Here is a 23,121-nt window from a genome sequence, read left to right as displayed (position 1 = left end):
TTATTCTCCGGTATGGCGCATCGCGCTGTCGGGATCTATGGTCGCGGCCCGCCAGGTCGGCACGATGGTCGCCACGGTATAGGGCACCACGGTCAGGAAAAACAAGGTCGTCAGTTGCTCTGCGTTGACGAACGGCGTCAGCGCGAAGTTGGGATACAAAGCCGACCAGCCTTTCAGGGCCGGCTCGAACACCGCGGACCCGGTGAAAAACACATGGATGTAAGCCAGAATCACGCCGCTGAAATAGGCAGTCAGCGATACCACGGTCCCTTCCCAGAACTTCATCTGAATCACGTCGGAGGTTTCCCAGCCCACGGCCTTCAGAATGCCGATTTCGCGCCGTTCGCCGGCGCTCAGGCCCGAAGCCTTGTCCCAGGCAAAAATCACGAAGGCCAGTACCGCCGCCGAAAACACCACGATCATCATGCCGCCACGCCAGTTGAAGATGGAATCGTAGGTTCTGAGTATTTCGTCGCGGATGATAGGGCGCGAGTCATGCAACTTTTTCTTGATCTTGCTGGCCACCGTGCTGATCTCGCTGGGGTTTTTCACGCTGACGACGACATCGGTGACTAATTGCTTGTCGATGCCGAACAGCTTGCGGTAGTCCTCGTCGTTCAGCAGCATCAAATCGGACGAGACCAATTCAGATTCCGCCGACAAGGTGCCGACCACTTTCAAATTCATGATCTCGCCGTCGGCGGCCATGAACGGCATGTAATCACCGACCCCGATCTCGCGCATCCTGGCGACGCCGTTGCCGATCACGATAGTGCCAGCTTCCGGCGCCGCGCCGTCGTATTCGTACATGGGTTTGTTGACGTCGGCGGCATGCGGATCGTTGGGATCGATCACCACCGTCGTGCGGGCATCGGATGGGCTGTTGGCAATCTGCCGTGACGGCACCATGACCGTGTAGTTGGCCTGCACCAGACTGTCGTAGTAATAACCCCACAGTCTGGGCTCGACGTCGGCGACCCCGCGTATGCCCTTAATGTCGTCGATGTAGGCAACCGGAAACAAGTCATGCCGGCCGGCGACGATTTTTTGCACGACGATCTCCGGCGAACCCTGCAGAATCAGCCTGGCCTCTTTCTTGATCGAATAAGTAAAGAACATCGTCGAGGCCAGAATGAACACGATCAGCGTGTACAAGGCCAGCAAGCCGATGTTCTTGACCTTGCGCCTAAGCAGCGACGAGATCGTGAAATCGATGATGTAACGTTGTTTTTCTATCCAGCTGTTCATGGCGCCTCGTTTGGCAGGTTGGGCTGGGTGAAAGACCCGGATGGAAAATGCTCCAGCGACAAGGGATGATCCTGAAAAGCCGTATTCAAATCGGCTTGCGACAAATGCCGGGTGTAGCGAGCCTCGGTAAACAAACAAAGATCGGTCAACCGCAGATTTTTGACCAAGGCCGCCTTTTGCGCGAGCGAGGACTGCTGGGCGTTTTCGCTGGATGCTGCATGTAGCAGCAACAAACTCAACACAATTGCTTCGGCCGTGATGCCGAAAAAAAACCATGAGGACTGTCTCATGCTCCCCCTAAAAAAATAACGCTCGTCCATGAGCTCGTCAGATGGTGGCCAGCAAACCTCAGGATTCCGCCCAAAATAAATTCCTGAATTAATGAAGGCTGTCTGGACGATTTTAATCGCCCTGGGCGAATGAATTCGCCCCTACCATCGAAAACACGGAACTTATTTGTCACCGAATCCTTAGCGTTATGTTTCAGCTTGTTTTTGCATACGCATCAATTATTGGCGGGAAAATAAAGTTGCGCAAGCTCACACTTTTTAACAGTCAATCAAAAAAAGCGATACAAAAACCAAGGCTCGCTTATAAGCAAACTGGCTGCCAGAAAAAAATTTTCTTGTGTTTTCAACTAACTTTTGAGGTGCGCCGCCTAGGCGCATTTTTGAACTATGTCATTTATCGATTTATTTTGCGGCAAATGACACAGTTAACCAGTAAGACCCAACCCCAAAGCACCCTAATTTAGCCGTTAGCCTCAAGTTCCCAATCGGCGAAAATAACTAACAATCAGTCGCCATTGTTCCTGGAATCGACGAATCAGACGCTGCTGCTCGCTTTCCTGGCCTGGCGCGACCGCTGGTTCGGACGCATCGGCTTGTTTGACCGGTTGTGGCTCATCGACGACGATGAAGGTACCTGGAATCATGCCCATCCAGCAGCTCCACGGAATCACGCCTGCTTCGTTAGGCGTGAATTCGACGATCTGCACGCCCGGTTTGAACTCGACCTTCAGGTCGTAGCTGGGCACGACGATAGCCTTGTTGCATTCATTGATTTCCTTGGCGTCGATCACCCATTTCACCGGTATGCCTTTGCGCAAGGTGAATTTATTCGGCTTGAAACCGGTTTTGACGACATCCATGTGTATGGTTTGCTCGGTATCGCAAGACGGCGATTCGGCGGCGGTTGGCGACAGATACTGCGATGCCCTGGCCACCAGCGTATTGAAATCCACGCCGGTACCCGTCACAGCCAAGCCGCGATTCATCATGATCACGCCCAAGGCCATCACGATCACGCCGGAGGCTTTTAGCAATTTCGGCGTAAGATTGCTGGACAACAGACTGGTCAAGAAGCCAAAGCCCAGCAATAGCGGCAAGGTACCGATGCCGAAAAAGAACAGGATAGCCGCGCCTTGCGACCAACTGCCGGTCCCGGCCGCCATCACGTACATGGCCTGCAGCGGGCCGCAGATGATCATCAAGCCATTCAGCAAACCGATCATGAACGGATTGCTCTGCTTGCGGTATTCCTTGCCGACGAAGCGCATCACGAAGGCCGGCGTCTTGAACTGAAAATGATTCAAGGCCGGAAACACTTCCAGCATATGCAAACCAAACAGGATCAAAAACAAGCCCGCCGCCATGCCCACCGCGCCCTGGGTGTAAGGCGTGAACGCAACGATGGCGCCAAAAGCCCCGAACAAGGCACCTATCGTGGTATAGGAAATGGTCTTGCCCAGACCGTACAAAAAGTGAGTGATGTAAGATTTATGCCCGGCCTTGGCTTCCTTGGTGGCGTAACCCAAAATCAGAGGCCCGCACATGCCGACGCAATGAAAACTGGTCAAAAAACCGATCAGTATCAACAGGCCGAAATTGACGTCCTTGGTCATTTCCGGCATGTCGGCATGGTCCATGAACCAACTGTCCAGCCACAGTATGAAGGTAATGCCCAGCAACGCCAGAATGATGGTCAGGATTCTTTTGAAGATACTTTTGGAGGCGCGCGCTGGTTGGGCTATATTCATGTAGAGAGTTTCCGCGATAGATGAAAATTCTGCCTAGTCGTTACGCTAATCACACCGGCATGAATTGACTAGCAGATTAATGCTTCCGCAGATTATTGAAAGCCACTACTCAGGTCAAGCCTGACGGGTAAGTTTCCAAACACGCTGACCAGAGAAAGTCCTTGATCTTACCGTTACCCAGACACGGAGGTATGCTATGAACGACAACGAAAAACCCAAAAAGGCTCATGGTCACAAGAGCAAACTGCAAAAAATGGCTCCACCCACACGCGGCGAGACCTTGGTCAAAGGCGTGTTCATGGGTATCGTCATTTCCGGTGTCACGCACGCCAGCAAAAGCATAACCAGCGTATTGATCAAGCATCCGCTGGCCTTATTCTCCGGCGGCTTGGCCGCTGGTTATTTGACCCACAAATACCGCAAGGAAATCATCATCGTCGGTAGCCGTACCGCAAAGGAAAGCAAAAACTTCCTGCTGCGACAACGGGAAAATCTAATGGACTTGGTCGCTGAAAGCCGAGAATATGTGGCCGAGCGGGACGATCCCAAATAATCCTTTTCACTTTTATTTTGAGGCAACAACAATGGCACATGTACACGGAGCAAAAGCGGTCGCCGACGCGGGCGCAAAAATGATGGATGCGGCGATGGGTAAAATGGGCGAAACCATGGCTCACCCGATTATGACAGGCGTCGTCGCCGGCGCGGTCGCGACGACCAAGAAAAGCACATTGAAAAAAATCCTGACTCATCCGATTACGCTGATCGGCCTGGGTTTTGCGCTGGGTTACACCGCATATAAATACCGCCATCAGATCATCGAAATGCAACAACACGAAGAGTAAGGCACGAGTCGAAATTTTCTTATCCTTACTGAAGATAGGGCCAGCAGAAGTTTTCAGGAGACCGTCATGACAGCGAACAGTGATCTGATAAATCTGGCGCATGGTGAGTTAGTGCACAAACTCAAGCGGCGCGTGCGGATACTGTCTCCGCTGTTACACAAAGATCCGGAACGCTGCTACATCCTGGAAATCCTGATGAAAAAACGCCCCGGCATCGTCGATGTGCGCAGCGTACCCGCGATAGGCTCAGTGACTGTCCGTTTCGACCCTTTGAAATTGCCAGCCGCCAGTCTGTTGACCGTGCTGGATGCCGTACTCGGCAACCTGGGGCAAAAAAATTGCCAGACAGCTGAAGCCGCCGGCACCATCATCGTCGATCCGAACCTGCCGGAGCAGGAACACAATCTGGCTATCGAAGGCATGACCTGCGTCTCCTGCGCACTGCTTATCGAAATGCTGCTTAGGCGCGACCCGCGCGTCACGCTGGCCAACGTCAATTACGCCTCGGAATCGGCCATCGTCAAAGGACGACTGACCAAGGGCGAAGCCATCGCCCTGGTGGAAAAGGCCGGTTACAAGGCGCACAATTTCGACAATTTGGCACAGCGGCAATGGCTGATCACCAGGGAAAAACAACGTCTTAAAGATGCCCGCAACCGGGCGATTGTGTCGGTGGCCTTGAGCGTGCCGGTCATGGCGATCGGCATGGCCGCGCCGAGCTCACGTTTCTGGCACTGGGCGCAGCATTTGCTGGCGATTCCGGTGGTGTTCTGGGCCGGCAAGCCCTTCTTCGTCAGAGCGGCCAAACTGGCCAAACAAGGCGCCACCAACATGGACAGTCTGATCGCGATGGGCGTGGGCTCTTCCTATGGCTACAGCCTATACACGCTGCTGGCCGGCCGGCGCGGGCTGTATTTCGATTCGGCCACCGGCATCCTGACCTTCGTCTTGATCGGCCGTTACCTGGAAGAAAAAGCCAAGGGCAAGGCCCACGAAGCGATACGCAAACTGGTCGATCTGCAGCCACAACACGCCACGTTGCTGCGCGATGGTCAGGAAATCGTCGTGATGCTGGACCAAGTCGTGGTCGACGACATTCTACTGGTAAGGCCCGGCGAGAAAATCCCGACCGACGGCATCGTGCTGGAAGGCCTGTCCACGGTCGACGAAGCCATGGTCACCGGCGAGAGTCTACCGGTGATCAAGCAAGCCGGCGACAAACTGGTCGGCGGCTGCATCAATGCCAATGGCGTGTTGAAAATGCGCGTCAGCGCGATCGGCAATAATACGGTGCTGGCCAACATCATCCACATGGTCGATCAGGCCCAATCGTCGAAATTGCCGATACAAAAAACCGTCGACCGCATTTCTTCCGTTTTCGTGCCGTCGGTAATGACGCTGTCCGCGCTGACCTTGGGCGGCTGGCTGCTGGCCGGCGCCAGTTTCGGCTTCGCGTTTACCAATGCGATTGCCGTGCTGTTGATCGCCTGCCCCTGTTCCCTGGGATTGGCCACGCCGATGGCCATCATGGTCGGCACCGGCCAGTCGGCCAAACGCGGCGTTTACATCCGCAACGGCGGCAGCCTGGAAATGGCCTCCAAGCTAAACTACATCATTTTCGACAAGACCGGCACCATCACCGAAGGCAAGCCCGAGGTAACCGACTTCATTGTCGCCGCCAGACAGGACGAAACCAGGCTGTTGGCGCTGGTGGCCGCTGCCGAAGACGATTCCGAGCACTTTTTGGCCAAGACTATCGTCGCCTATGTGGAGTCTCGCGGCATCCAACCCGGCCAAGTCGAAAGCTTCGAAAACATTCCCGGCCACGGCATCCAGGCCAGAGTCGATGGCGCGGAGGTATTGATAGGCAACGCCGACTGGCTGGAAAGCCTAAAAATCAATGTCAAAACCCTGGCGAAACGCGCCGCGCCGTTGGCTGAACAAGGCAAGACACCGGTATTCGTCGCGATCGACGGCAAGGCCGCCGGCTTGTTCGGCATCGCCGACCGTCCACGCGCACATGCCGCCGAAGCGATTCAGCGCCTGCGCAAATTGGGCGTCGAACCCTTGATGGTGACCGGCGACACTGAAGCCACCGCGCGCTACATCGCCGAACAGGTCGGCATAAACACCGTCGTCGCCCAGGCCAAACCCGAACAAAAACTCGACATCGTCCACAACTTGCAAACCAAGGGCGGCAAGGTCGGCATGATAGGCGACGGCATCAACGACGCCCCGGCGCTGGCGGCCGCCGATGTCGGCTTTGCGATCGGCACCGGCACCGACGTCGCGATAGAAACCGCCGACCTGACCTTGGTTAGCGGCGACATCGGCAAGGTCGCCGAGGTCATGGAGCTCAGCGGAGCAACGCTACGCATCATCAAGCAAAACCTGTTCTGGGCGCTGGGTTATAACAGCGTGGCGATACCCGTCGCGGCCATGGGCAAACTCAATCCGATGATCGCGTCCGGCGCAATGGCGATGAGTTCGATTTCGGTGGTGCTGAACTCCTTACGTCTGCAACGCAAATAATCCTGAAACAAGGCTTTGACCCACGAAAGACACGAAAATCACGAAAAGTTTCGGCACATTATTGCTTACACAAGCTGACACCGGCTGGCTGATTAAATTTCGTGGCGTAACTGTCTGTTTTATTTCTTGTCTTTCGTGCTTTTCGTGGACTCCCGATTTTTTAGAGTAATCGGCTATTTGCATTCTGGGGTTGTAACTCAACACCATCCCCTTTTTTAAAACGTCCCATTTCAAGCAAAACTGGGTTGGATCGTTAAGTAACCCTATGGGCTGTTTTGTGCAAAAGTTGGTGAACTCTGTGCTTGTTATCGGCCAATACCCACCAGACGAAACAAAAGTGCTAATGGCAAATGTCTAGCCAAAAGCAGGCGTAGGGTGTGGTGAGTTTACGAACCGCACCAATCGCGAGCGATGCGCTTCACTCTGTTCAGCACATCCTACGGCCCTCACAGTCAAGGGGGCAACCGCCACGATGTCGGCAGCCCGCACATGGAGCTTCTCTGCGCTGGCCAAACCCAAAACGAGGCGCGCATCCCAGTCGCTGATCACACCGACTACAGTATCGCCGCGGACGACAGGGAGGTGGCGGATGCCGTGCTCCTCCATCAGATACCGTAGATCGTCGATCGTCATGTCTTCGTTTGCGGTGACGGGATCGGGGGTGGTGAACTCGTCCACAGGGACATGTATTGGTAGCATGGCAATTCTCCTGTAATCGTCCGCAGCTAGGTAGGATATTTCAGTAAATTAGCAAACCGTCGTCAATAAGTCGATTTAACGGCTAACACTTGAGTTAAGCCGAGCCGCGAAGCGGCTTCGGCTTGAACGAACTGTTATGCGTCACCCTTTTGGTCCCTTTTTCTTGTTGATCAGCTTGGCAAGGGCTTTAGCCTTCTTTGCTTTTTGCGTATAGAGCTCTTGCAGAACGTGATCTATGAGTTCGTACGCATCCATTACGTCATCGATCGTAACGGCGCTATCAGCATGACTCCCAGCATTGCCGAGCCACTTTATGGCCAGCAGAAGCTCTCCAAGTTCAGAGTATTTGGGCGGAAGAAGGCTAATGCGGGAATGCAAGTTGAGAAAAATCCGCTTGCCATTCTTTGTGTTAAATCGCTTTACACCCAGTTCCGTCAACAGAGCCTCAAGGGCGATACGGACGTTGTTGGACGCAGCGGGTGGGCTGCTGAAGAACAAACGGAAGGACTCTTGCAGTGGGGCAGAAACAGAATCAGGGCATTCTTCAGGGAGATCAATAAGCCGCAACGGCGGCTCGAAGTACTTGGGACGGAAAAAGTCGCCCCAAGTTTGCTCCGGCTCACCGTCATCACCAATCACTACATCAATGTCAACGGCGCCCGTGCCCGAGTTGGCAACAAACTCGCCGCAGTTGTCGTTGCGGCACTGGAGAAGTCCCGAATACACGTACTCGATCCAGTCGGGATCCCAGGCCTCGTGGCTGTGAGCATCCTTTGAATCTTTGCGCTCTTGGGCGTGGAATTGCCCATCAACAAACCGAAGCAGACCCTTCCTGCAGCGCGGGCACAACCAATCTGGCGTGCTCTCTCGGGTGAAAGGAATTTTTAGAGCCCGACGATCCAAGAGACCTCCTGTGACGCGTAACGGCTAACGTAGAGCTAACCGGGCGCGGCCCGGAAAGCCGAAAAAACAAAACTGCATTATAACCGCGCTCCGGTTGAGCGCAGGGTTATGCATATTCAACCTTTGACCTCTACTAGCTTGCCATTTACGAATATGAACTGAACACCTTCAACATCAATAAGGTTCGCTTCTTCTACTATGAATGCGTCCTTGTTTAGCTGGCGTAGGATATGAAGAATGTCTTTTTTTGTGTACTGCTGACCACCTTTGACCACCAGCGCGCCAAGCATTCCTACTGCCTTTGATTTTTCATCAAGTGTGACTTGTTGGTACGTGTATGTGACTCCAGCATCAATTGTGGTGTAGAGCCAAAAAACGTTTGTGGCTATCAATAATGCCAAGATCACAAAGAAAGATGCCTTCCATTTGTTCATAGCGTTGGCCAATTACGCATAACAAGGAATTAGATAGTTTCCGTATATCTACCGAAATTTAATCCTAGAAACGATAGTTCATTGTTTAACATGTAATTTTCCCTTCTGTATATCATGAAGCCAAGCTCGTAGGATGGGTAGAGGCGCCAGCCGAAACCCATCAAAAACACCATCGATTACGCCAAATCCAATTCAGGATATATGCCGCCCGCCCAATTTGCCGGGAGAATGCCGCGTTTGACGAAATCATGAAATGAAGAATATCGCCAATCAGCAACGCAACGGGCATAGCCGTGTTTTACTGGATTGTAATGAACCTGAATCCGTGACTTAAAAGGCCATCCACGGCCGCAACGCAATGATTTAAAACGCTTATTCTGGGATAATACCGCTATTCTTCCATTCACCCGGCGAGTGATTCATGAAGCGGTTTATCCTGGAGCAATCTGAAACTGAATTTTATACCAGCCATTCTGGATTAGCCTTGGTCGGTTTATGTTTGAATCAATATGGCCAGCTCAATCAGGCGCTGGAAAAAGGTATTCCGCTACGGCACGGTATTGCTCACGCCGATATTATCAAAAGCTATATAGGCACCCTTAGCCTGGGCAAAAGCGACTTCGAAGCCATCGAAAACCATCGCGACGACGACTATTTCAAAGCCGCGCTCGCCATTCATCAAGTACCCTCCAGCGCCCGCCTCAGACAGCGGCTGGATGAACACGCCGCCGCCTTATTACCGATCATTTATCAAAGCAACCTCGATTTTCTGGCTCACGCCCAGGTGCCGGTAACGCCGTTAGCCACAGGCCATGTCGCGTTGGATATCGATGTTTACCCCATGAACAACGAAAAAACCTGCAAAGAAGGCGTCTCCCGAACCTACAAAGGTTTTGACGGCTACGCCCCGATTGCCCTCTATCTGGGTAAAGAGGGCTGGTGTATTGGTAATGAACTGCGCGAAGGCAAGCAGCATTGCCAATACGAATTCCGCTATGCGCTGGAGCGCGGACTCGCCGCCGCGAAACGTTTGACGACTTTGCCTTTGTTGGTCCGGCTGGATGGCGGTCACGACGCGCTCGACAATCGCATCGACTTACACGAAGCCGATCAGGTCGATTTCATCATCAAATGGAACCCGCGTAAACAAGATGCCGACGCCTGGCTGGCCTACGCCGAACAACACGGCCAGTGGACCACACCGCGCGAAGGCAAACGCGTGGCCTTGTTCAGTGTCATGGAGCAACACACTCGCAACGGTAAAACCTATACCTGTCGCAGGGTCATGCAAATCACCGAGCGCACCATCACGGCTCAAGGCCAAGCCCTCGTGCTACCGGATATCGAAATCGAAGGCTGGTGGACCAGTCTGCCGGTGGCCGATTACGACGATGCCATGGTTATTGCCCTCTATCGCGACCATGCCACCGCTGAACAATTCCACAGCGAATTCAAGACCGATCTGGATATCGAGCGCCTGCCATCCGGCAAGTTTGCCACCAACGACCTGATCATGAGCCTCAGCGCCTATAGCTACAACATCCTGCGCTGGATAGGCCTGATCGGCTTGCTGGGCGAACAAAGCCCGGTCAGGCATCCTGCCAAGCGGCGGCGTATCAAAACCGTGATCCAGGAACTGATGTATCTGGCCGCGCGACTCATCCGTAGCGGGCACCGGCTGAAGCTGCGCTTTTCACAGAGCTGTCCCGGTTTCATCGCTTTTGAATCCACCTACGCCAAACTCGCCGCCGGCTAGCGACTGATCGCTCTGCCATCGATAGCACAACGCCGCAAATTCACAGTGGCTTGGGAATCCTGCGCCTAAAGTCCATCAAATTGAATCATGCAGGGAAAATATTCCAGATAATACGCTGCATTTCTAGCCGTTAAACTCGATTGCCCGGACCACACTTTTAAATTCAGCGAATTTTGGAAGAGTATGACGAATAAAAGGTCTGGCAATATGTGGAGTCACGGATTCAGGATGAATATAGTCGACATGCTTGACGAAGTCGTCCTCGTTTCTAATTCGATGCTCCCAAAACCGTCTTTGCCATATGCCGCGCTCCTGTTTCCGTTCACGGCTTTTGGAAATTCGCTCGCCTTTTTCAATCTGTTTAGTAAAGCGGGTCTTAATGAGCCGCCAGCGACAACTAAAATCATCGTCACCTTCCGGCAAAGTCCAAATGGTATGGAGATGTTCCGGTAAAACAACAATCGCGTCGATATTAAACGGGTGTTGTTCTTTTACGTTACGAAAAGACTCGCGAAGCAGTTCAATCTTATCGGTCAGCAAAGTCCGATTTCGTTCCGCCAAATTGACTGTGAAAAAATAACAACCGCCTTTGAGGCGATGTCGGCGATATTCTGTCATATCTCATTTATCGGCGTTTCGTTTGATGGGTTTCGCTTCGCTCTACCCATCCTACTGTCGGCAATTGGCTCACCCCGGCATTGGACAACCCCTGTCGGTTGTCTCCTATGGGGCGTAACAAAACGATCATGATTCCAACCACTTGAGCGGATTCAATGATATTGCCTATCAAACATCCCTTCCAATCTCATCTTGCAAATAGCCGGATAATCAAATTGTCAGGTTTCAAGCCCTGGGCTTGATGTCGAATGCCACGCACACCCGTTCTTGCTCGGCATGGAACGGCAGCGTGCGATGAAACAACGAAGACGGAAACAGCACCAAGTCGCCAACGATCTGATCGACGATGCGACTCGGGAAATCGTCGTGCAAACGCGGATAATCGTCGCCGTCGGTGCCGTATTCGAAACTGCCCTCGTGCCCATCAGCGCCCTTGTCCGGTAATTGCAAATACACGCAACCGCTGATCCAGCCCTCTTCGTGGATATGCGACGTCAGGTAGCCGCCCTGCTTCATCCTCAAATACCAGGAGCTGGCGAATTCCAGCTCTTTTGGAAACAACTTGATCAACGCATCGTCACTGCCGGCAAAATACTTTTGATAAGCCTTGACCTTGGCCCGGATCAGCGCGGCCAGTTTTTGAAACGACGGTTCGGCCCGTTGCAGCAAGTTGCCGGCCGACTGGATGCCGTAATAAAGCCGCCCTTGCTTGCGCTCGGCAATCTGCAGCGACTTGATGTCGTGCAACAACTCGCCCAGTAAAGGATTGCTAGGATCGGACAGTTCATCGATATGGGTATGCTGCACGAAATCCATCGGGTTCCGGCAAAACTTATAGGGATTATCCTGATGAAAATTGATCGCGTAATGGGTAGACAAGGTACCTAGCAATATCGAGCTGTGCTGCCCCTGCTGAATCAATTGGTCGAAGCGCTGCTTGAATGCGTCGAACTGCCGGGTCTTGTACAGGCACTGCAGCACCCGCTCCTGCGCATCGGCAAAATCGGAGGCGGCGAAAAACGGCACGGCTTGCTGCAATTGTCCGCCCAGACAATAGCTCTCGGCCAGATTGTAATTGGCGCGCGCATGCGCGGCATCGATCTTCAAGGCCTGCCGGTAGCAGCGCACGGCTTCCTCCATGTCTCCCTGGTCGCGATAGGTTTCGCCCAAATCATTCCAGGCGTCGGCAAATTGCGGATCGAGGCGCAACGCTTCGCGAAAGGCCTCGATGGCCGCAGGATGCAGGCCCTGCCCGTACAACACCGTACCCAAATTGAAATGGCCACGGGCATCGGCATTCAAATTCAATGCCTTGCGGTAGCATCGCTCCGCACCACTTAGATCACCGACCAATTGCAGCACCGCGCCCCAATTGACCCAAGCCTCGTAAAAACCGGGCTGCTGAGCCACGGCTTGCTGATAGTGCTTGCCGGCATCCTGTAGCAAGCCTTGTTGCTGCAACAGAACACCCAAATTGAAATGCGCCACTGTCAAATCGGGTTTGAGCTGCAAGGCTTTCCGGTAACAGCTGATCGCCGCCTTGACGTCATTCAGTTGCGTGTTGATCGCACCCAGGTTGAAATGGATTTCGGCGATGCGCGGGTCCAACGCCAGCATTTTGCGAAAACTGTCGGCCGCTTCCCGCAGCTTGCCCTGCACCTGCTGGCACATGCCCAACAAATTCAACACGGCCAGGGATTTGGGGTAACGCGCCAGCATGGCCTTGGCCTGCACTTCGGCCAGCGGCACTTGCCCGTTCTGGTAAAGCTGATGCAGGGCCTGCAGTTCGGGAGGGTGCGGTTGTTTGGGTAAGGCTTTCATCGAATGAATAGGGGTTAATAGCGTTTGGCCATCGCTGCCAGTGAAACCGGTTTGATTTTGCCGGCATGTCCCGCCGAACCGAACGCTTCGTAGCGAGCCTGGCATAATGCCTCCATTGCGTCTTTGGCGGCTTGATAGGTCTTGCGCGCGTCCAGCTCCGAGGCGTTTTCCGGTTGCGCCAGAAACCTGCGCATCGCGCCAGTGGAAGCCATGCGCAGGTCGGTATCGATGTTGACCTTGCGCACACCATATTTTATGCCTTCGACGATTTCTTCGACCGGCACGCCATAGGTTTCCGGAATATCGCCGCCATAATCGTTGATGATTTTCAGCCATTCCTGCGGCACGGAACTGGAGCCATGCATCACAAAATGGGTATTCGGCAGTCGTTGCTGCAGTTCTTTCAATCGACTGATCACCAGCACCTCGCCAGTGGGCGGCTTGCTGAATTTATAGGCACCATGACTGGTGCCGATCGCAACCGCCAGGGCATCGACCTGGGTCTGTTCGACGAATTCGACCGCTTCGCCGGGATCGGTCAGCAGGCGACTGTGATCCTGCGCGGAATTGGCCTCCAGCGCCCCCAGGCAGCCGATTTCGCCTTCCACCGATACGCCGCAGGCATGGGCCTTCTTGACCACGGTGCGCGTCACGTCGACGTTGTATGCAAAAGAAGCCGGGGTTTTCATGTCCTCCAGCAACGAACCGTCCATCATCACCGAGCTGAAACCCGATTTTATGGCTTGCGCGCAGATGTCGGGCGTGGGTGCATGGTCGCGGTGCATGACGACCGGAATATGCGGATATTGCTCCACGGCTGCCAGGATCAAATGCCGCAGAAACACTTCGCCGGCATAGCGGTTGGCGCCGGCCGAACCTTGCATGATAACTGGACTATCGCAGGCAGCGGCCGCCTGCATGATGGCCTGCACCTGCTCCATGTTGCTGACGTTGAACGCCGGCACGGCAAAGCCCTGCTCGGCCGCATAATCCAAAAGTTGTCGCAATGACACTAAAGCCATGATTGGCTCTCCTTGGTTTGGTTTTAATCTTAGGAAATCCATTATAACCGGAGCCAGGGACTTGATTTCGATGCGCCGCCAAGAATGAGACCGCGCGACTCTCATGAACGCCAACGCAATCATAAAGAAAGGAGCACCTTATCCGAAGAGTGTTCAAGTTCCGGTTTTTATGGCTTTCGAAAACCTTATTGCCGGCAGGCCGAAAGCACATTCGACAATATGTACTTTAGTCCTATCTGCCTCGATCCAAGATATTGTAAACTGTGAACTCAGTTGAGTTTTTACAAGGAGTCGAGCATGCAGCAAAAAACCACAGCCTATCTACTGACGGGATTCATGATGCTAGTACCTGTCGTTTATACACAGGAAGCATCGGCAGCGACGTTGCTAACCCCGGCCTCAGCGGCTATTTTCAATCAAACCGTAAGCTCAGGCTCTTTCCAGAATAGCTACGATGTAATTATCGACGGCGCATTTAGCGCTTACAACCTGTCAGGCTCTTTCAGCTTTCAGAGCGTTCAGATTTTGACGAGTCTTACGACAGATTTCAGTAATGCATCCGTCACAAATACTTCTGGCATTTCAAGCGCGTCTGTTGAACTGCTCGATTCCGGATCTTCAATCATCGCGACTGGTTCGCTGAGTTCTTTTTCCGTGACGTCTGCTCCAACCCTGGTTGATCTAGGTTTTTTACCGCCTTTTTACCAAGGTCTATTGACGACCTATAACACAATTACCTTCAATAATATTCCTGTCTTAGGCGCCGGTAACTATAAGCTGGCCGTGGCAGGTAGCTCAACCGGTGGCGCCTATACCGGCAGCCTTAGCGTATCGCCGATCGTACCAACCGCGGCGGTTCCTCTACCTGGAACTATCTGGATGCTCCTGACCGGTGCACTCGGCATTTTAGGCGTCAGACGCAAAAATACCTTGAAAGCTTAGCCACCTCAGGCTTGCTGCCTGCCGGTTTTAATCGCTGAAGGTCTTTTTGACAATGTGGCGGAAGCTATTCGACGTCCGCCCGCCCCGCCAAGCAGAGGGCATTAAAACTGCTCAATGAGCAGTTACAACTTGCGTAAAAACGCCAATTTATCCTTGATCTTGATCTCCAATCCGCGCTCGACCGGGAAGTAATAGCGCCTGCCTTTCAGTTGTTCCGGAAAGTAATTCTCCCCGGCGGCAAAGGCGTGAGCCTCGTCGTGGGCGTAGCGGTATTCGGCGCCGTGTCCCAGTTCCTTCATCAGCTTGGTCGGCGCATTGCGCAGATGGATCGGCACTTCCAGCGAACCGCTATTCCTGGCATCTGCCATCGCCGCCTTGTAAGCCACATAAACTGCATTGCTTTTCGGCGCACAGGCCAGATAGACGATGGCTTGCGCCAACGATAGCTCGCCTTCCGGACTGCCCAGCCTCTCGTAAGCATGCGCCGCGTTCAAGGCCAATTCCAGGCCTCGCGGGTCGGCGTTGCCGATGTCTTCCGAGGCCATCCGCACGACACGGCGGGCGATGTATAACGGGTCACAGCCGCCGTCCAGCATCCGGCAAAACCAATACAAGGCGGCGTCGGGATCGGTGCCACGCACAGACTTATGCAATGCAGAAATCTGATCGTAAAAAATGTCGCCGCCTTTATCGAAGCGGGCAGCGTGGCCTTGCAATACTTCATCCAGCACCTCGCGATTGACGACTTCCTGTCCATCGACGGTTTCGGCCAGATCGGCGGCGATTTGCAGAATATTCAAGCAGCGACGCGCATCGCCGTCGGCGGCTTTGGCGATCATCTCCAATACTTCGGGCGCAATGGTCAGGTTGCGCTCGCCCAAGCCACGCCGCTTGTCGGTCAAGGCATTTTTCAGCAGTTCCACCAAAGCCTCTGGCTCTATGCTGCGCATCACGTAAATCCGCAGCCTAGACAACAGCGCGTTGTTCAATTCAAAGGATGGATTTTCGGTAGTGGCGCCAAACAGTATGACGGCGCCATTCTCGATCGGCGCCAGCAACAAATCCTGCTGGCTTTTCGAGAAGCGGTGGATCTCGTCGATGAACAGCACGGTGTTCAGGTTGCGGGTCAGCTTGACCTCCTCGGCCTCGGCCACCGCCGCGCGAATCTCCTTGACACCGGCCATCACCGCCGACAACTCGATGAAATGACAGTGCGCGCTGGCGGCGATGATCTTGGCCAAGGTGGTTTTACCGACGCCAGGCGGCCCCCAAAACACCAGGGAATGGGGCACGCCCTGCTCTATCGACGCGCGCAGCGATTTACCCTTGGCCAATAAATGCTGTTGGCCGATGAATTCATCCAGCGTCGTCGGCCGCATTCTGGCTGCCAAAGGTGCATCGGGAGTGGCTGTGTGGGAGTAAGCGTTTGTCATGACAAGTAAAACAGATAGGCAATGGCGGCTTTTTTCATTAGAATTGCCCACCATTTTATTGATTCTGACGCCGGATTGACATGGATTTAAAATTCTTAGACTTCGAACAGCCCATCGCCGAGTTGCAAGCCAAGATCGAAGAGCTGCGCAAGGTGGAGCTAGACAACAATTTCGATATCTCCGACACCCTGAAACAGCTCGAACAAAAATGCGAAAACCTGACCGAACAGATTTTCAGCAACCTGACGGACTGGCAGATTTCGCAATTGTCCCGTCACCCCGGCCGTCCTTATACGCTGGATTACATCAATCTGATGTTCACCGATTTCCACGAACTGCATGGCGACCGGGCCTACGCCGACGATCCCGCCATCGTTTGCGGCCTGGCCAGATTGGAAGGTCAACCTATCGTCATCATCGGCCATCAAAAAGGCCGCGACACCAAGGAAAAGATTTATCGCAATTTCGGCATGCCGCGTCCGGAAGGCTATCGTAAGGCTTTGCGCGTCATGAAAATGGCCGAGCGTTTCAAACTACCGATCATCTGCCTGATCGACACACCTGGCGCTTATCCCGGTATCGGCGCCGAAGAACGCGGGCAAAGTGAGGCCATCGCCCGCAACCTGTTCGAAATGTCCAAGCTTAAAACACCTATCATTTGCACCGTCATCGGCGAAGGTGGCTCCGGTGGTGCATTGGCGATCGGCGTCGGCGACCGTTTATTGATGCTGGAATACAGCACCTATGCGGTGATTTCACCTGAAGGTTGCGCCTCGATTCTGTGGAAAAGCGCCGACAAGGCCCAACTGGCCGCGGAAGCCATGGGCATTACCTCCGACCGCGTGCGCGAGCAAGGCTTTTTGGATGAAGTGGTGCGCGAACCCATCGGTGGTGGCCATCGCAATTTCGAAAAAGTCGCTGCAAATCTGCGCGAAGCCTTGCTGCGTCATTTGGACGAATTGAATCTGGAAGTGCTGAACATGGAGAAAATGCTGGAAAATCGTTATCAGCGCATCATGCGTTTCGGCGCCTTCATCGAAGAGCCGGTGAAATAAAGCAAAAGCGCTGCATCGAAAGGCCGCTCAACCCGGCCTTTTTTATGCGCAAAACGCCCGTGTTGGATTTTCAAAGCATTGCCCCACTGTTGCCGACTTCCTTCGGCACTCTTTATATCGCCTACAGCGGCGGCATCGACTCCCACGTCCTGCTGCATCTTTTGGCAACGCAATCCCAATGGCGCGACCGCATCGTCACGGTTTATGTCGATCATGGCCTGCAAGCGGCTTCGGCGGATTGGACCGTACATTGCCGCCAACAAGCCGAGGCGCTGGGCGTAGCCTTTTGTAGCTTGCAAGTGGACGCCAGGGCCTCGAATGGCGAAAGCCCGGAAGCCGCGGCCCGCAACGCCCGTTATCGAGCCCTGGAAAAACTGACCCAAGAGGACGATGTGTTATTGACGGCGCAGCATCGGGAAGATCAAATGGAAACCATGCTACTGCAATTATTTCGTGGCGCCGGGATTCAAGGTTTGGCCGCCATGCCGATCAAGGCCGCTTTTGGCTTGGGCAGCCTGATTCGCCCCTTGCTGGACGTGAGCAAATCGGAAATCCAAACCTATGCGGCGCGGCACAACCTGCAATGGGTGGAAGACCCCAGCAACCAGCACAGCGATTTCGATCGCAACCTGCTCCGTAATGAAATCGTGCCGTTATTGAAACAGCGCTGGCCCTCGCTGGATAAAACCATTGCCCGTAGCGCCCGCCATTGCGGAGAAGCAGTCGAATTATTGACTGGTTGGGCCAATCAAACACTGTCACAACTGATGGAGCCCACTACTAGATGTTTGGCGCTCGATAAACTCTCCGAATTTAACGATACTCAGGCAAACTGGCTGTTGCGGCATTGGTTACAAAACCAGGGATTGAAACCACCCAACCAGGCATTGCTGCAGTCCATCAGCCAGCAATTGATACAGGCGAGAGACGACGCCAATCCGCAAATTTTGATACAAGGCCGGGTGCTAAAAAAATTCCGGCAACGCCTGCATTGCCTGCATCCCCAACAACTGCTCAAATTAACGGGCACGCACGACTGGCCTTGCGACCAAACCAGTCTGTCACTAACGAATGGTTATGAATTGACGCGCGTCATAGCACCATCCGGCATCGATCAATTACTATGGCATAGCAGCAAAATTACGTTAAAGCCGCGTAGTGGCGGGGAAAAACTCAAGCTTCCTGGCCGCCAAGGCCACCACGACTTGAAAAAACTGTTTCAGGAAGCCGGCATTCCACCCTGGGAACGCGAAGCCCGCCCTTTGCTCTATCTGGATGACCGTCTGGCCGCCGTGCCGGGCTTATGGATTGCGGAATGGGCCTTACAAACCAAGACTGACGGCTGTTATCAAGTGACTTGGCAGCTCGGCCAAAGCATGTGATGATTAGCCTTAAATAAGCTCTGGAGACTAACAATGCTCATGGTGCCTGAAATACTGCAAGTCGTGATCGTCGGTTTGATGATCGTGATTCCGACCCTAGTGATCTATAAAAAAGCCGGCTTGAATCCGATGTGGGCCGCCCTGGTGTTTCTACCGGGTTTTGGCTTGTTGATCGTCTTCCTGCAACTGGCCTTCATGGACTGGCCCAACGCAAGACAGGAGCGCTGATCATGATGCTGTTTTTTTATACTCTGGTAATCCTTTTCAGTCTGTTCATCCTGTGGCTAGGCTACAAAATCCTGCTGAAAGCCGGCCTGGACGGCTGGTGGACGTTGACCTTGCTGATACCGGTCGTCAATATCATCATGATTTGGGTGTTTGCGTTCTGCCGCTGGCCCAATCTACGGGCCGACGTCAAGCAAAACCTATGAAAGCCAAGCCTGGATCGGCTGAATTAAAACGGCAAACCCAGCATAAAACTGATAAAATTTGCGTCTTTTCCGACCTCCCTTGCTATTCGCTAAACAGGGCGCAAAACGTTCATGACAAAATTCATCTTTATCACCGGCGGCGTGGTGTCATCCTTGGGAAAAGGGATAGCCGCCTCCTCCCTGGCGGCGATTCTGGAAGACCGCGGCCTCAAAGTCACTATCACTAAACTTGATCCTTATATCAACGTCGACCCCGGCACCATGAGCCCGTTTCAACACGGCGAGGTGTTCGTGACCGAAGACGGTGCCGAAACCGATTTGGACCTTGGCCATTACGAACGGTTTTTGAAAACCACGATGACCAAGAAAAACAACTTCACCACCGGCCAGGTTTACGAGCAAGTATTGCGCAACGAGCGCAAAGGCGATTATCTCGGCGCGACCGTGCAAGTCATTCCGCATATCACCGACGAAATCAAACGCCGGGTGTATGAAAGCGCCGAAGGCAAGGATGTGGCCTTGATCGAAGTCGGCGGCACGGTTGGCGACATCGAATCGCTGCCATTTTTGGAGACCATACGCCAGATGGGCGTGGAACTAGGCCATGACCGCGCCTTGTTCATTCATTTGACGCTGGTGCCTTACATCAAATCGGCCGGCGAACTGAAGACCAAGCCCACCCAGCATTCGGTCAAAGAGCTGCGCACCATCGGGATTCAGCCGGACATTTTGATCTGTCGTTCCGAACAACCGATCCCAGCCAGTGAACGCCGCAAGATCGCGCTATTTACCAACGTCGCCGAGAAAGCCGTCATTTCGGCGATCGATGCCGACACCATCTACCGTATTCCACTACTGCTGCGCGAACAAGGCCTGGACGATCTCGTGGTCGATCAGTTGCGCCTGGACGTGCCGCCAGCCGATTTATCGGCCTGGGAAAAAGTCGTCGATGGCCTGACGCATCCGACCGATGAAGTCAGCATCGCCATCGTCGGCAAATACGTCGACCACACCGATGCCTACAAGTCACTGAATGAAGCCCTGATTCATGCCGGCATACACACTCGGCACAAGGTACAAATCAGCTACATCGACTCCGAAACCATAGAAGCCGAAGGCACCTCCAAATTGAAGAACGTCGACGCGATTCTGGTGCCAGGCGGCTTCGGCGAGCGCGGCGTGGAAGGCAAGATTTCCACGGTACGCTTTGCCCGCGAGAACAAGATTCCGTACCTGGGCATTTGCCTCGGCATGCAATCGGCGGTGATCGAATTCGCCCGTAACGTGGTTGGTCTGGAAGGCGCGCACAGCACCGAATTCTTGCCCAAAAGCCCCCACCCTGTGATCGGCTTGATCACCGAATGGATGGATGAAGCCGGCGAACTGGTCACGCGCGACGAAGATTCCGACTTGGGCGGCACGATGCGTCTGGGTGCGCAAAAATGCCGCCTGAAGGCCGACTCTTTGGCGTTCGAGCTGTATCAAAAAGACGTCATCACCGAACGCCACCGCCACCGCTACGAGTTCAACAATCAATACTTGAAACAATTGGAAGCGGCCGGCATGAAATTTTCCGGCAAGTCTCTGGACGGCCGCCTGGTGGAGATCATCGAACTACCCGAACACCCCTGGTTCCTGGCCTGCCAGTTCCATCCCGAATTCACCTCGACGCCACGTAACGGCCACGCCCTATTTTCGGGCTTCGTCGAAGCAGCCGCCAAACACAAAACACAAGGTACAGCATGAAATTATGTAACTTCGAAGTCGGCCTGGACAAACCGCTTTTCCTGATCGCCGGCACTTGCGTGATCGAAAGCGAACAAATGACACTGGATACCGCAGGCAAGCTGAAGGAAATCACCACCGAGTTGGGCATTCCGTTCATCTACAAATCCTCGTTCGACAAAGCCAACCGCTCATCGATGACCAGCTTTCGCGGCTTGGGCCTGGAAACCGGTTTGCAGATTCTGGAAAAGGTCAAACAGCAATTGAACGTACCGGTACTGACTGACGTGCACGAGGACACCCCACTGGCTGAAGTGGCTGCCGTCGTCGACGTGATGCAAACGCCCGCCTTTTTGTGCCGCCAAACCAATTTCATCCAAAGCGTCGCGGCCCAAGGCAAACCGGTCAACATCAAGAAAGGCCAGTTCATGGCGCCCTGGGACATGGGCAACGTCGTGACCAAGGCCAAAGCCACCGGCAACGACAAGATCATGGTTTGCGAGCGCGGCGTCTCTTTCGGTTATAACAATCTGGTGTCCGACATGCGCTCACTGGCCGTGATGCGCGACACTGAGTGCCCTGTCGTGTTCGACGCCACCCACTCGGTGCAATTACCGGGCGGCCAAGGCAGTTGCTCGGGCGGCCAGCGCGAACATGTGCCGGTGTTGGCGCGCGCGGCAACCGCCGTAGGCATTGCCGGCTTGTTCATGGAAACCCATCCCAAACCCGAGGAAGCCCTCAGCGACGGCCCGAACTCCTGGCCGCTGCACCGCATGAAAGAACTGCTGGAAACGTTGATGACGATAGACCGCGCAGTCAAAGCCGGCCCGTTCATCGAAACCACTTTAAACCAATAACCAACATCTTATCCATCCATACCACGGAGCAATTGAAGATCATGAGAATCGTTGATGTAAAAGCTAGAGAAATCCTGGACTCTCGCGGCAACCCGAGCGTCGAGGCCGAAGTTTATTTGGATTCCGGCGTGGTCGGCAGCGCAATGGTGCCATCGGGCGCATCCACCGGTGAACGCGAAGCCATCGAATTGCGCGACGGCGACAAATCCCGTTATCTGGGCAAAGGCGTGCTGACCGCCGTCAACAACGTCAACACCGTATTACGCGAAGCCGTGATCGGCATGGATGCCAGCAAGCAAGCCGAACTGGACCAAAAAATGATCGAGCTAGATGGCACCAACGCGAAAAGTAAACTGGGCGCCAACGCCATCCTGGGCGTTTCTATGGCCGCCGCCCGCGCCGCCGCGCAAGAAGCCGGCAAACCGTTGTATCAATTCATGAACAAAAGCGGCGAATTCGTGTTGCCGGTGCCGATGATGAACATCATCAACGGCGGTTCGCACGCCGACAACAGCGTCGATTTGCAAGAATTCATGATTCTGCCGGTCGGTGCGCCGACTTTCCGCGAAGCGATCCGTTACGGCGCCGAAGTGTTCCATAACCTGGCCAAAGTCTTGAAAGGCAAAGGCCTGACCACCACCGTCGGCGACGAAGGCGGTTTCGCCCCTAACCTGCGTTCCAACGAAGAAGCCATCGAAGTCATCCTGGAAGCGATCGAAAAAGCCGGCTACAAAGCAGGCCAAGACATCTATCTGGGTATGGACGCCGCCGCTTCCGAATATTTCGAAAACGGCAAATACTTCCTGTCCGCCGAAAACAGAAGCTTCACTTCCGAAGAAATGGTCGACTTCCTGGCGGCTTGGGTAGACAAATATCCCATCATCTCGATCGAAGACGGCCTGGACGAAAACGACTGGGACGGCTGGAAATATCAAACCGAAAAACTGGGTAACCGCATTCAATTGGTCGGCGACGACTTGTTCGTAACCAACCCTGCCATCCTGAAAGAAGGCATCGAAAAAGGCATCGCCAACTCGATCCTGATCAAGGTCAACCAAATCGGCACCCTGACCGAAACTTTAGCCGCAATCGACATGGCCAAAGCCGCGGGTTACAGCGCCGTGGTTTCTCACCGTTCAGGCGAAACCGAAGACACCACCATCGCGGATCTGGTCGTCGCGACCGGCACAGGCCAAATCAAAACGGGTTCATTGAGCCGTTCCGACCGTGTTGCCAAATACAACCGTCTGATGAAAATCGAAGACGAGTTGGGCGCCAAAGCCAGATACGCCGGCCGCAGCGCGTTCAAAATGCTGGGTTAATATTCAGCTTGCACGAACCGGGTTATGCTTTTAGGCATAACCCGGCCTTTACCGAGAT

Annotated in this window: 22 protein-coding genes; 12 read left to right on the top strand and 10 right to left on the bottom strand. The window is 53.9% G+C overall.

Annotation, left to right across the window (positions count from 1 at the left end):
• From NM686_RS03740 to NM686_RS03730, 3 genes are all read right to left on the bottom strand, one after another.
• Positions 1-1,248, bottom strand: coding sequence for an ABC transporter permease (locus tag NM686_RS03740; protein WP_255186546.1), 1,248 nt, complete (start codon positions 1,246-1,248; stop codon positions 1-3).
• Positions 1,245-1,538, bottom strand: coding sequence for a hypothetical protein (locus tag NM686_RS03735; protein ID WP_255186545.1), 294 nt, complete (start codon positions 1,536-1,538; stop codon positions 1,245-1,247). The genes NM686_RS03740 and NM686_RS03735 overlap by 4 nt, the downstream gene beginning before the upstream one ends.
• Before the next feature lie 473 nt (positions 1,539-2,011).
• Positions 2,012-3,286 (bottom strand): sulfite exporter TauE/SafE family protein, encoded by a 1,275-nt coding sequence (locus tag NM686_RS03730; protein ID WP_255186544.1) that lies wholly within the window; start codon positions 3,284-3,286, stop codon positions 2,012-2,014.
• Between the two features lie 196 nt (positions 3,287-3,482).
• Between NM686_RS03730 and NM686_RS03725 the strand changes: the two genes are divergently transcribed.
• The 3 genes from NM686_RS03725 to NM686_RS03715 all read left to right on the top strand — a co-directional run bounded on the left by NM686_RS03725 (position 3,483) and on the right by NM686_RS03715 (position 6,663).
• Positions 3,483-3,839, top strand: coding sequence for a hypothetical protein (locus tag NM686_RS03725; protein ID WP_255186543.1), 357 nt, complete (start codon positions 3,483-3,485; stop codon positions 3,837-3,839).
• Positions 3,840-3,870: 31 nt separating this feature from the next.
• Complete coding sequence (locus NM686_RS03720) at positions 3,871-4,131, top strand: hypothetical protein (RefSeq protein WP_255186542.1); 261 nt, start codon at positions 3,871-3,873, stop codon at positions 4,129-4,131.
• Between the two features lie 66 nt (positions 4,132-4,197).
• The gene (locus tag NM686_RS03715; RefSeq protein ID WP_255186541.1) at positions 4,198-6,663 is read left to right on the top strand and encodes a heavy metal translocating P-type ATPase; all 2,466 of its coding nucleotides are present in this window, start codon (positions 4,198-4,200) and stop codon (positions 6,661-6,663) included.
• Between the two features lie 354 nt (positions 6,664-7,017).
• Here the strand turns inward: NM686_RS03715 and NM686_RS03710 are convergent, their stop codons facing one another.
• The 3 genes from NM686_RS03710 to NM686_RS03700 all read right to left on the bottom strand — a co-directional run bounded on the left by NM686_RS03710 (position 7,018) and on the right by NM686_RS03700 (position 8,699).
• On the bottom strand, positions 7,018-7,362 hold the full coding sequence (locus NM686_RS03710) for a CBS domain-containing protein (protein ID WP_255186540.1): 345 nt from the start codon (positions 7,360-7,362) through the stop codon (positions 7,018-7,020).
• A gap of 141 nt (positions 7,363-7,503) precedes the next feature.
• Complete coding sequence (locus NM686_RS03705) at positions 7,504-8,265, bottom strand: DUF4145 domain-containing protein (RefSeq protein WP_255186539.1); 762 nt, start codon at positions 8,263-8,265, stop codon at positions 7,504-7,506.
• A 116-nt stretch (positions 8,266-8,381) separates the two neighbouring features.
• A complete protein-coding gene (locus tag NM686_RS03700) occupies positions 8,382-8,699 on the bottom strand; it encodes an Imm58 family immunity protein (RefSeq protein WP_255186538.1) in 318 nt (105 codons plus the stop codon).
• A gap of 421 nt (positions 8,700-9,120) precedes the next feature.
• Here NM686_RS03700 and NM686_RS03695 point away from each other — a divergent pair, with 421 nt between their 5' ends.
• Positions 9,121-10,455: an IS1380 family transposase gene (locus NM686_RS03695; RefSeq protein ID WP_269022372.1), complete on the top strand. Its 1,335-nt coding sequence runs from the start codon at positions 9,121-9,123 to the stop codon at positions 10,453-10,455.
• A gap of 123 nt (positions 10,456-10,578) precedes the next feature.
• On the opposite strand, the gene NM686_RS03690 is transcribed toward NM686_RS03695, so the two are convergent.
• The 3 genes from NM686_RS03690 to fba all read right to left on the bottom strand — a co-directional run bounded on the left by NM686_RS03690 (position 10,579) and on the right by fba (position 13,916).
• The gene (locus tag NM686_RS03690) at positions 10,579-11,073 is read right to left on the bottom strand and encodes an REP-associated tyrosine transposase (protein ID WP_255186537.1); all 495 of its coding nucleotides are present in this window, start codon (positions 11,071-11,073) and stop codon (positions 10,579-10,581) included.
• A gap of 225 nt (positions 11,074-11,298) precedes the next feature.
• Complete coding sequence (locus tag NM686_RS03685; protein ID WP_255186536.1) at positions 11,299-12,894, bottom strand: tetratricopeptide repeat protein; 1,596 nt, start codon at positions 12,892-12,894, stop codon at positions 11,299-11,301.
• Positions 12,895-12,908: 14 nt separating this feature from the next.
• A complete protein-coding gene (fba, locus tag NM686_RS03680) occupies positions 12,909-13,916 on the bottom strand; it encodes a class II fructose-bisphosphate aldolase (RefSeq protein ID WP_255186535.1) in 1,008 nt (335 codons plus the stop codon).
• A 297-nt stretch (positions 13,917-14,213) separates the two neighbouring features.
• Between fba and NM686_RS03675 the strand changes: the two genes are divergently transcribed.
• A complete protein-coding gene (locus NM686_RS03675; RefSeq protein WP_255186534.1) occupies positions 14,214-14,858 on the top strand; it encodes a hypothetical protein in 645 nt (214 codons plus the stop codon).
• Positions 14,859-14,980: 122 nt separating this feature from the next.
• On the opposite strand, the gene NM686_RS03670 is transcribed toward NM686_RS03675, so the two are convergent.
• Positions 14,981-16,237, bottom strand: coding sequence for a replication-associated recombination protein A (locus tag NM686_RS03670; protein ID WP_407942369.1), 1,257 nt, complete (start codon positions 16,235-16,237; stop codon positions 14,981-14,983).
• Positions 16,238-16,371: 134 nt separating this feature from the next.
• Between NM686_RS03670 and accA the strand changes: the two genes are divergently transcribed.
• The 7 genes from accA (at position 16,372) to eno (ending at position 23,063) form a co-directional block, all read left to right on the top strand.
• Positions 16,372-17,346, top strand: a complete 975-nt coding sequence (gene accA, locus NM686_RS03665) for an acetyl-CoA carboxylase carboxyl transferase subunit alpha (protein WP_255186532.1) — start codon at positions 16,372-16,374, stop codon at positions 17,344-17,346.
• A 44-nt stretch (positions 17,347-17,390) separates the two neighbouring features.
• Positions 17,391-18,728, top strand: a complete 1,338-nt coding sequence (gene tilS / locus NM686_RS03660; RefSeq protein WP_255186531.1) for a tRNA lysidine(34) synthetase TilS — start codon at positions 17,391-17,393, stop codon at positions 18,726-18,728.
• A 33-nt stretch (positions 18,729-18,761) separates the two neighbouring features.
• Complete coding sequence (locus tag NM686_RS03655; protein WP_255186530.1) at positions 18,762-18,956, top strand: hypothetical protein; 195 nt, start codon at positions 18,762-18,764, stop codon at positions 18,954-18,956.
• Between the two features lie 2 nt (positions 18,957-18,958).
• Complete coding sequence (locus tag NM686_RS03650; protein WP_255186529.1) at positions 18,959-19,159, top strand: hypothetical protein; 201 nt, start codon at positions 18,959-18,961, stop codon at positions 19,157-19,159.
• A gap of 111 nt (positions 19,160-19,270) precedes the next feature.
• Positions 19,271-20,905 (top strand): CTP synthase, encoded by a 1,635-nt coding sequence (locus NM686_RS03645; RefSeq protein WP_255186528.1) that lies wholly within the window; start codon positions 19,271-19,273, stop codon positions 20,903-20,905.
• Positions 20,902-21,741 (top strand): 3-deoxy-8-phosphooctulonate synthase, encoded by an 840-nt coding sequence (kdsA, locus tag NM686_RS03640; protein WP_255186527.1) that lies wholly within the window; start codon positions 20,902-20,904, stop codon positions 21,739-21,741. Before NM686_RS03645 ends, kdsA begins: the two co-directional genes overlap by 4 nt.
• 38 nt (positions 21,742-21,779) lie before the next feature.
• The gene (gene eno, locus NM686_RS03635; RefSeq protein ID WP_255188567.1) at positions 21,780-23,063 is read left to right on the top strand and encodes a phosphopyruvate hydratase; all 1,284 of its coding nucleotides are present in this window, start codon (positions 21,780-21,782) and stop codon (positions 23,061-23,063) included.
• The last annotated feature ends 58 nt before the right edge of the window (positions 23,064-23,121 follow it).

This window comes from Methylomonas rapida (assembly GCF_024360925.2).
Classification (GTDB): Bacteria; Pseudomonadota; Gammaproteobacteria; order Methylococcales; family Methylomonadaceae; genus Methylomonas; species Methylomonas rapida.
This window is presented reverse-complemented; position numbering and strand designations above follow the sequence as displayed.

Coding starts and splice junctions, on each gene's coding strand:
- NM686_RS03740 (WP_255186546.1), bottom strand. CDS start 1,248: ATGAACAGCTGGATAGAAAAACAACGTTACATCATCGATTTCACGATC.
- NM686_RS03735 (WP_255186545.1), bottom strand. CDS start 1,538: ATGAGACAGTCCTCATGGTTTTTTTTCGGCATCACGGCCGAAGCAATT.
- NM686_RS03730 (WP_255186544.1), bottom strand. CDS start 3,286: ATGAATATAGCCCAACCAGCGCGCGCCTCCAAAAGTATCTTCAAAAGA.
- NM686_RS03725 (WP_255186543.1), top strand. CDS start 3,483: ATGAACGACAACGAAAAACCCAAAAAGGCTCATGGTCACAAGAGCAAA.
- NM686_RS03720 (WP_255186542.1), top strand. CDS start 3,871: ATGGCACATGTACACGGAGCAAAAGCGGTCGCCGACGCGGGCGCAAAA.
- NM686_RS03715 (WP_255186541.1), top strand. CDS start 4,198: ATGACAGCGAACAGTGATCTGATAAATCTGGCGCATGGTGAGTTAGTG.
- NM686_RS03710 (WP_255186540.1), bottom strand. CDS start 7,362: ATGCTACCAATACATGTCCCTGTGGACGAGTTCACCACCCCCGATCCC.
- NM686_RS03700 (WP_255186538.1), bottom strand. CDS start 8,699: ATGAACAAATGGAAGGCATCTTTCTTTGTGATCTTGGCATTATTGATA.
- NM686_RS03695 (WP_269022372.1), top strand. CDS start 9,121: ATGAAGCGGTTTATCCTGGAGCAATCTGAAACTGAATTTTATACCAGC.
- NM686_RS03690 (WP_255186537.1), bottom strand. CDS start 11,073: ATGACAGAATATCGCCGACATCGCCTCAAAGGCGGTTGTTATTTTTTC.
- NM686_RS03685 (WP_255186536.1), bottom strand. CDS start 12,894: ATGAAAGCCTTACCCAAACAACCGCACCCTCCCGAACTGCAGGCCCTG.
- fba (WP_255186535.1), bottom strand. CDS start 13,916: ATGGCTTTAGTGTCATTGCGACAACTTTTGGATTATGCGGCCGAGCAG.
- NM686_RS03675 (WP_255186534.1), top strand. CDS start 14,214: ATGCAGCAAAAAACCACAGCCTATCTACTGACGGGATTCATGATGCTA.
- NM686_RS03670 (WP_407942369.1), bottom strand. CDS start 16,237: ATGCGGCCGACGACGCTGGATGAATTCATCGGCCAACAGCATTTATTG.
- accA (WP_255186532.1), top strand. CDS start 16,372: ATGGATTTAAAATTCTTAGACTTCGAACAGCCCATCGCCGAGTTGCAA.
- tilS (WP_255186531.1), top strand. CDS start 17,391: ATGCGCAAAACGCCCGTGTTGGATTTTCAAAGCATTGCCCCACTGTTG.
- NM686_RS03655 (WP_255186530.1), top strand. CDS start 18,762: ATGCTCATGGTGCCTGAAATACTGCAAGTCGTGATCGTCGGTTTGATG.
- NM686_RS03650 (WP_255186529.1), top strand. CDS start 18,959: ATGATGCTGTTTTTTTATACTCTGGTAATCCTTTTCAGTCTGTTCATC.
- NM686_RS03645 (WP_255186528.1), top strand. CDS start 19,271: ATGACAAAATTCATCTTTATCACCGGCGGCGTGGTGTCATCCTTGGGA.
- kdsA (WP_255186527.1), top strand. CDS start 20,902: ATGAAATTATGTAACTTCGAAGTCGGCCTGGACAAACCGCTTTTCCTG.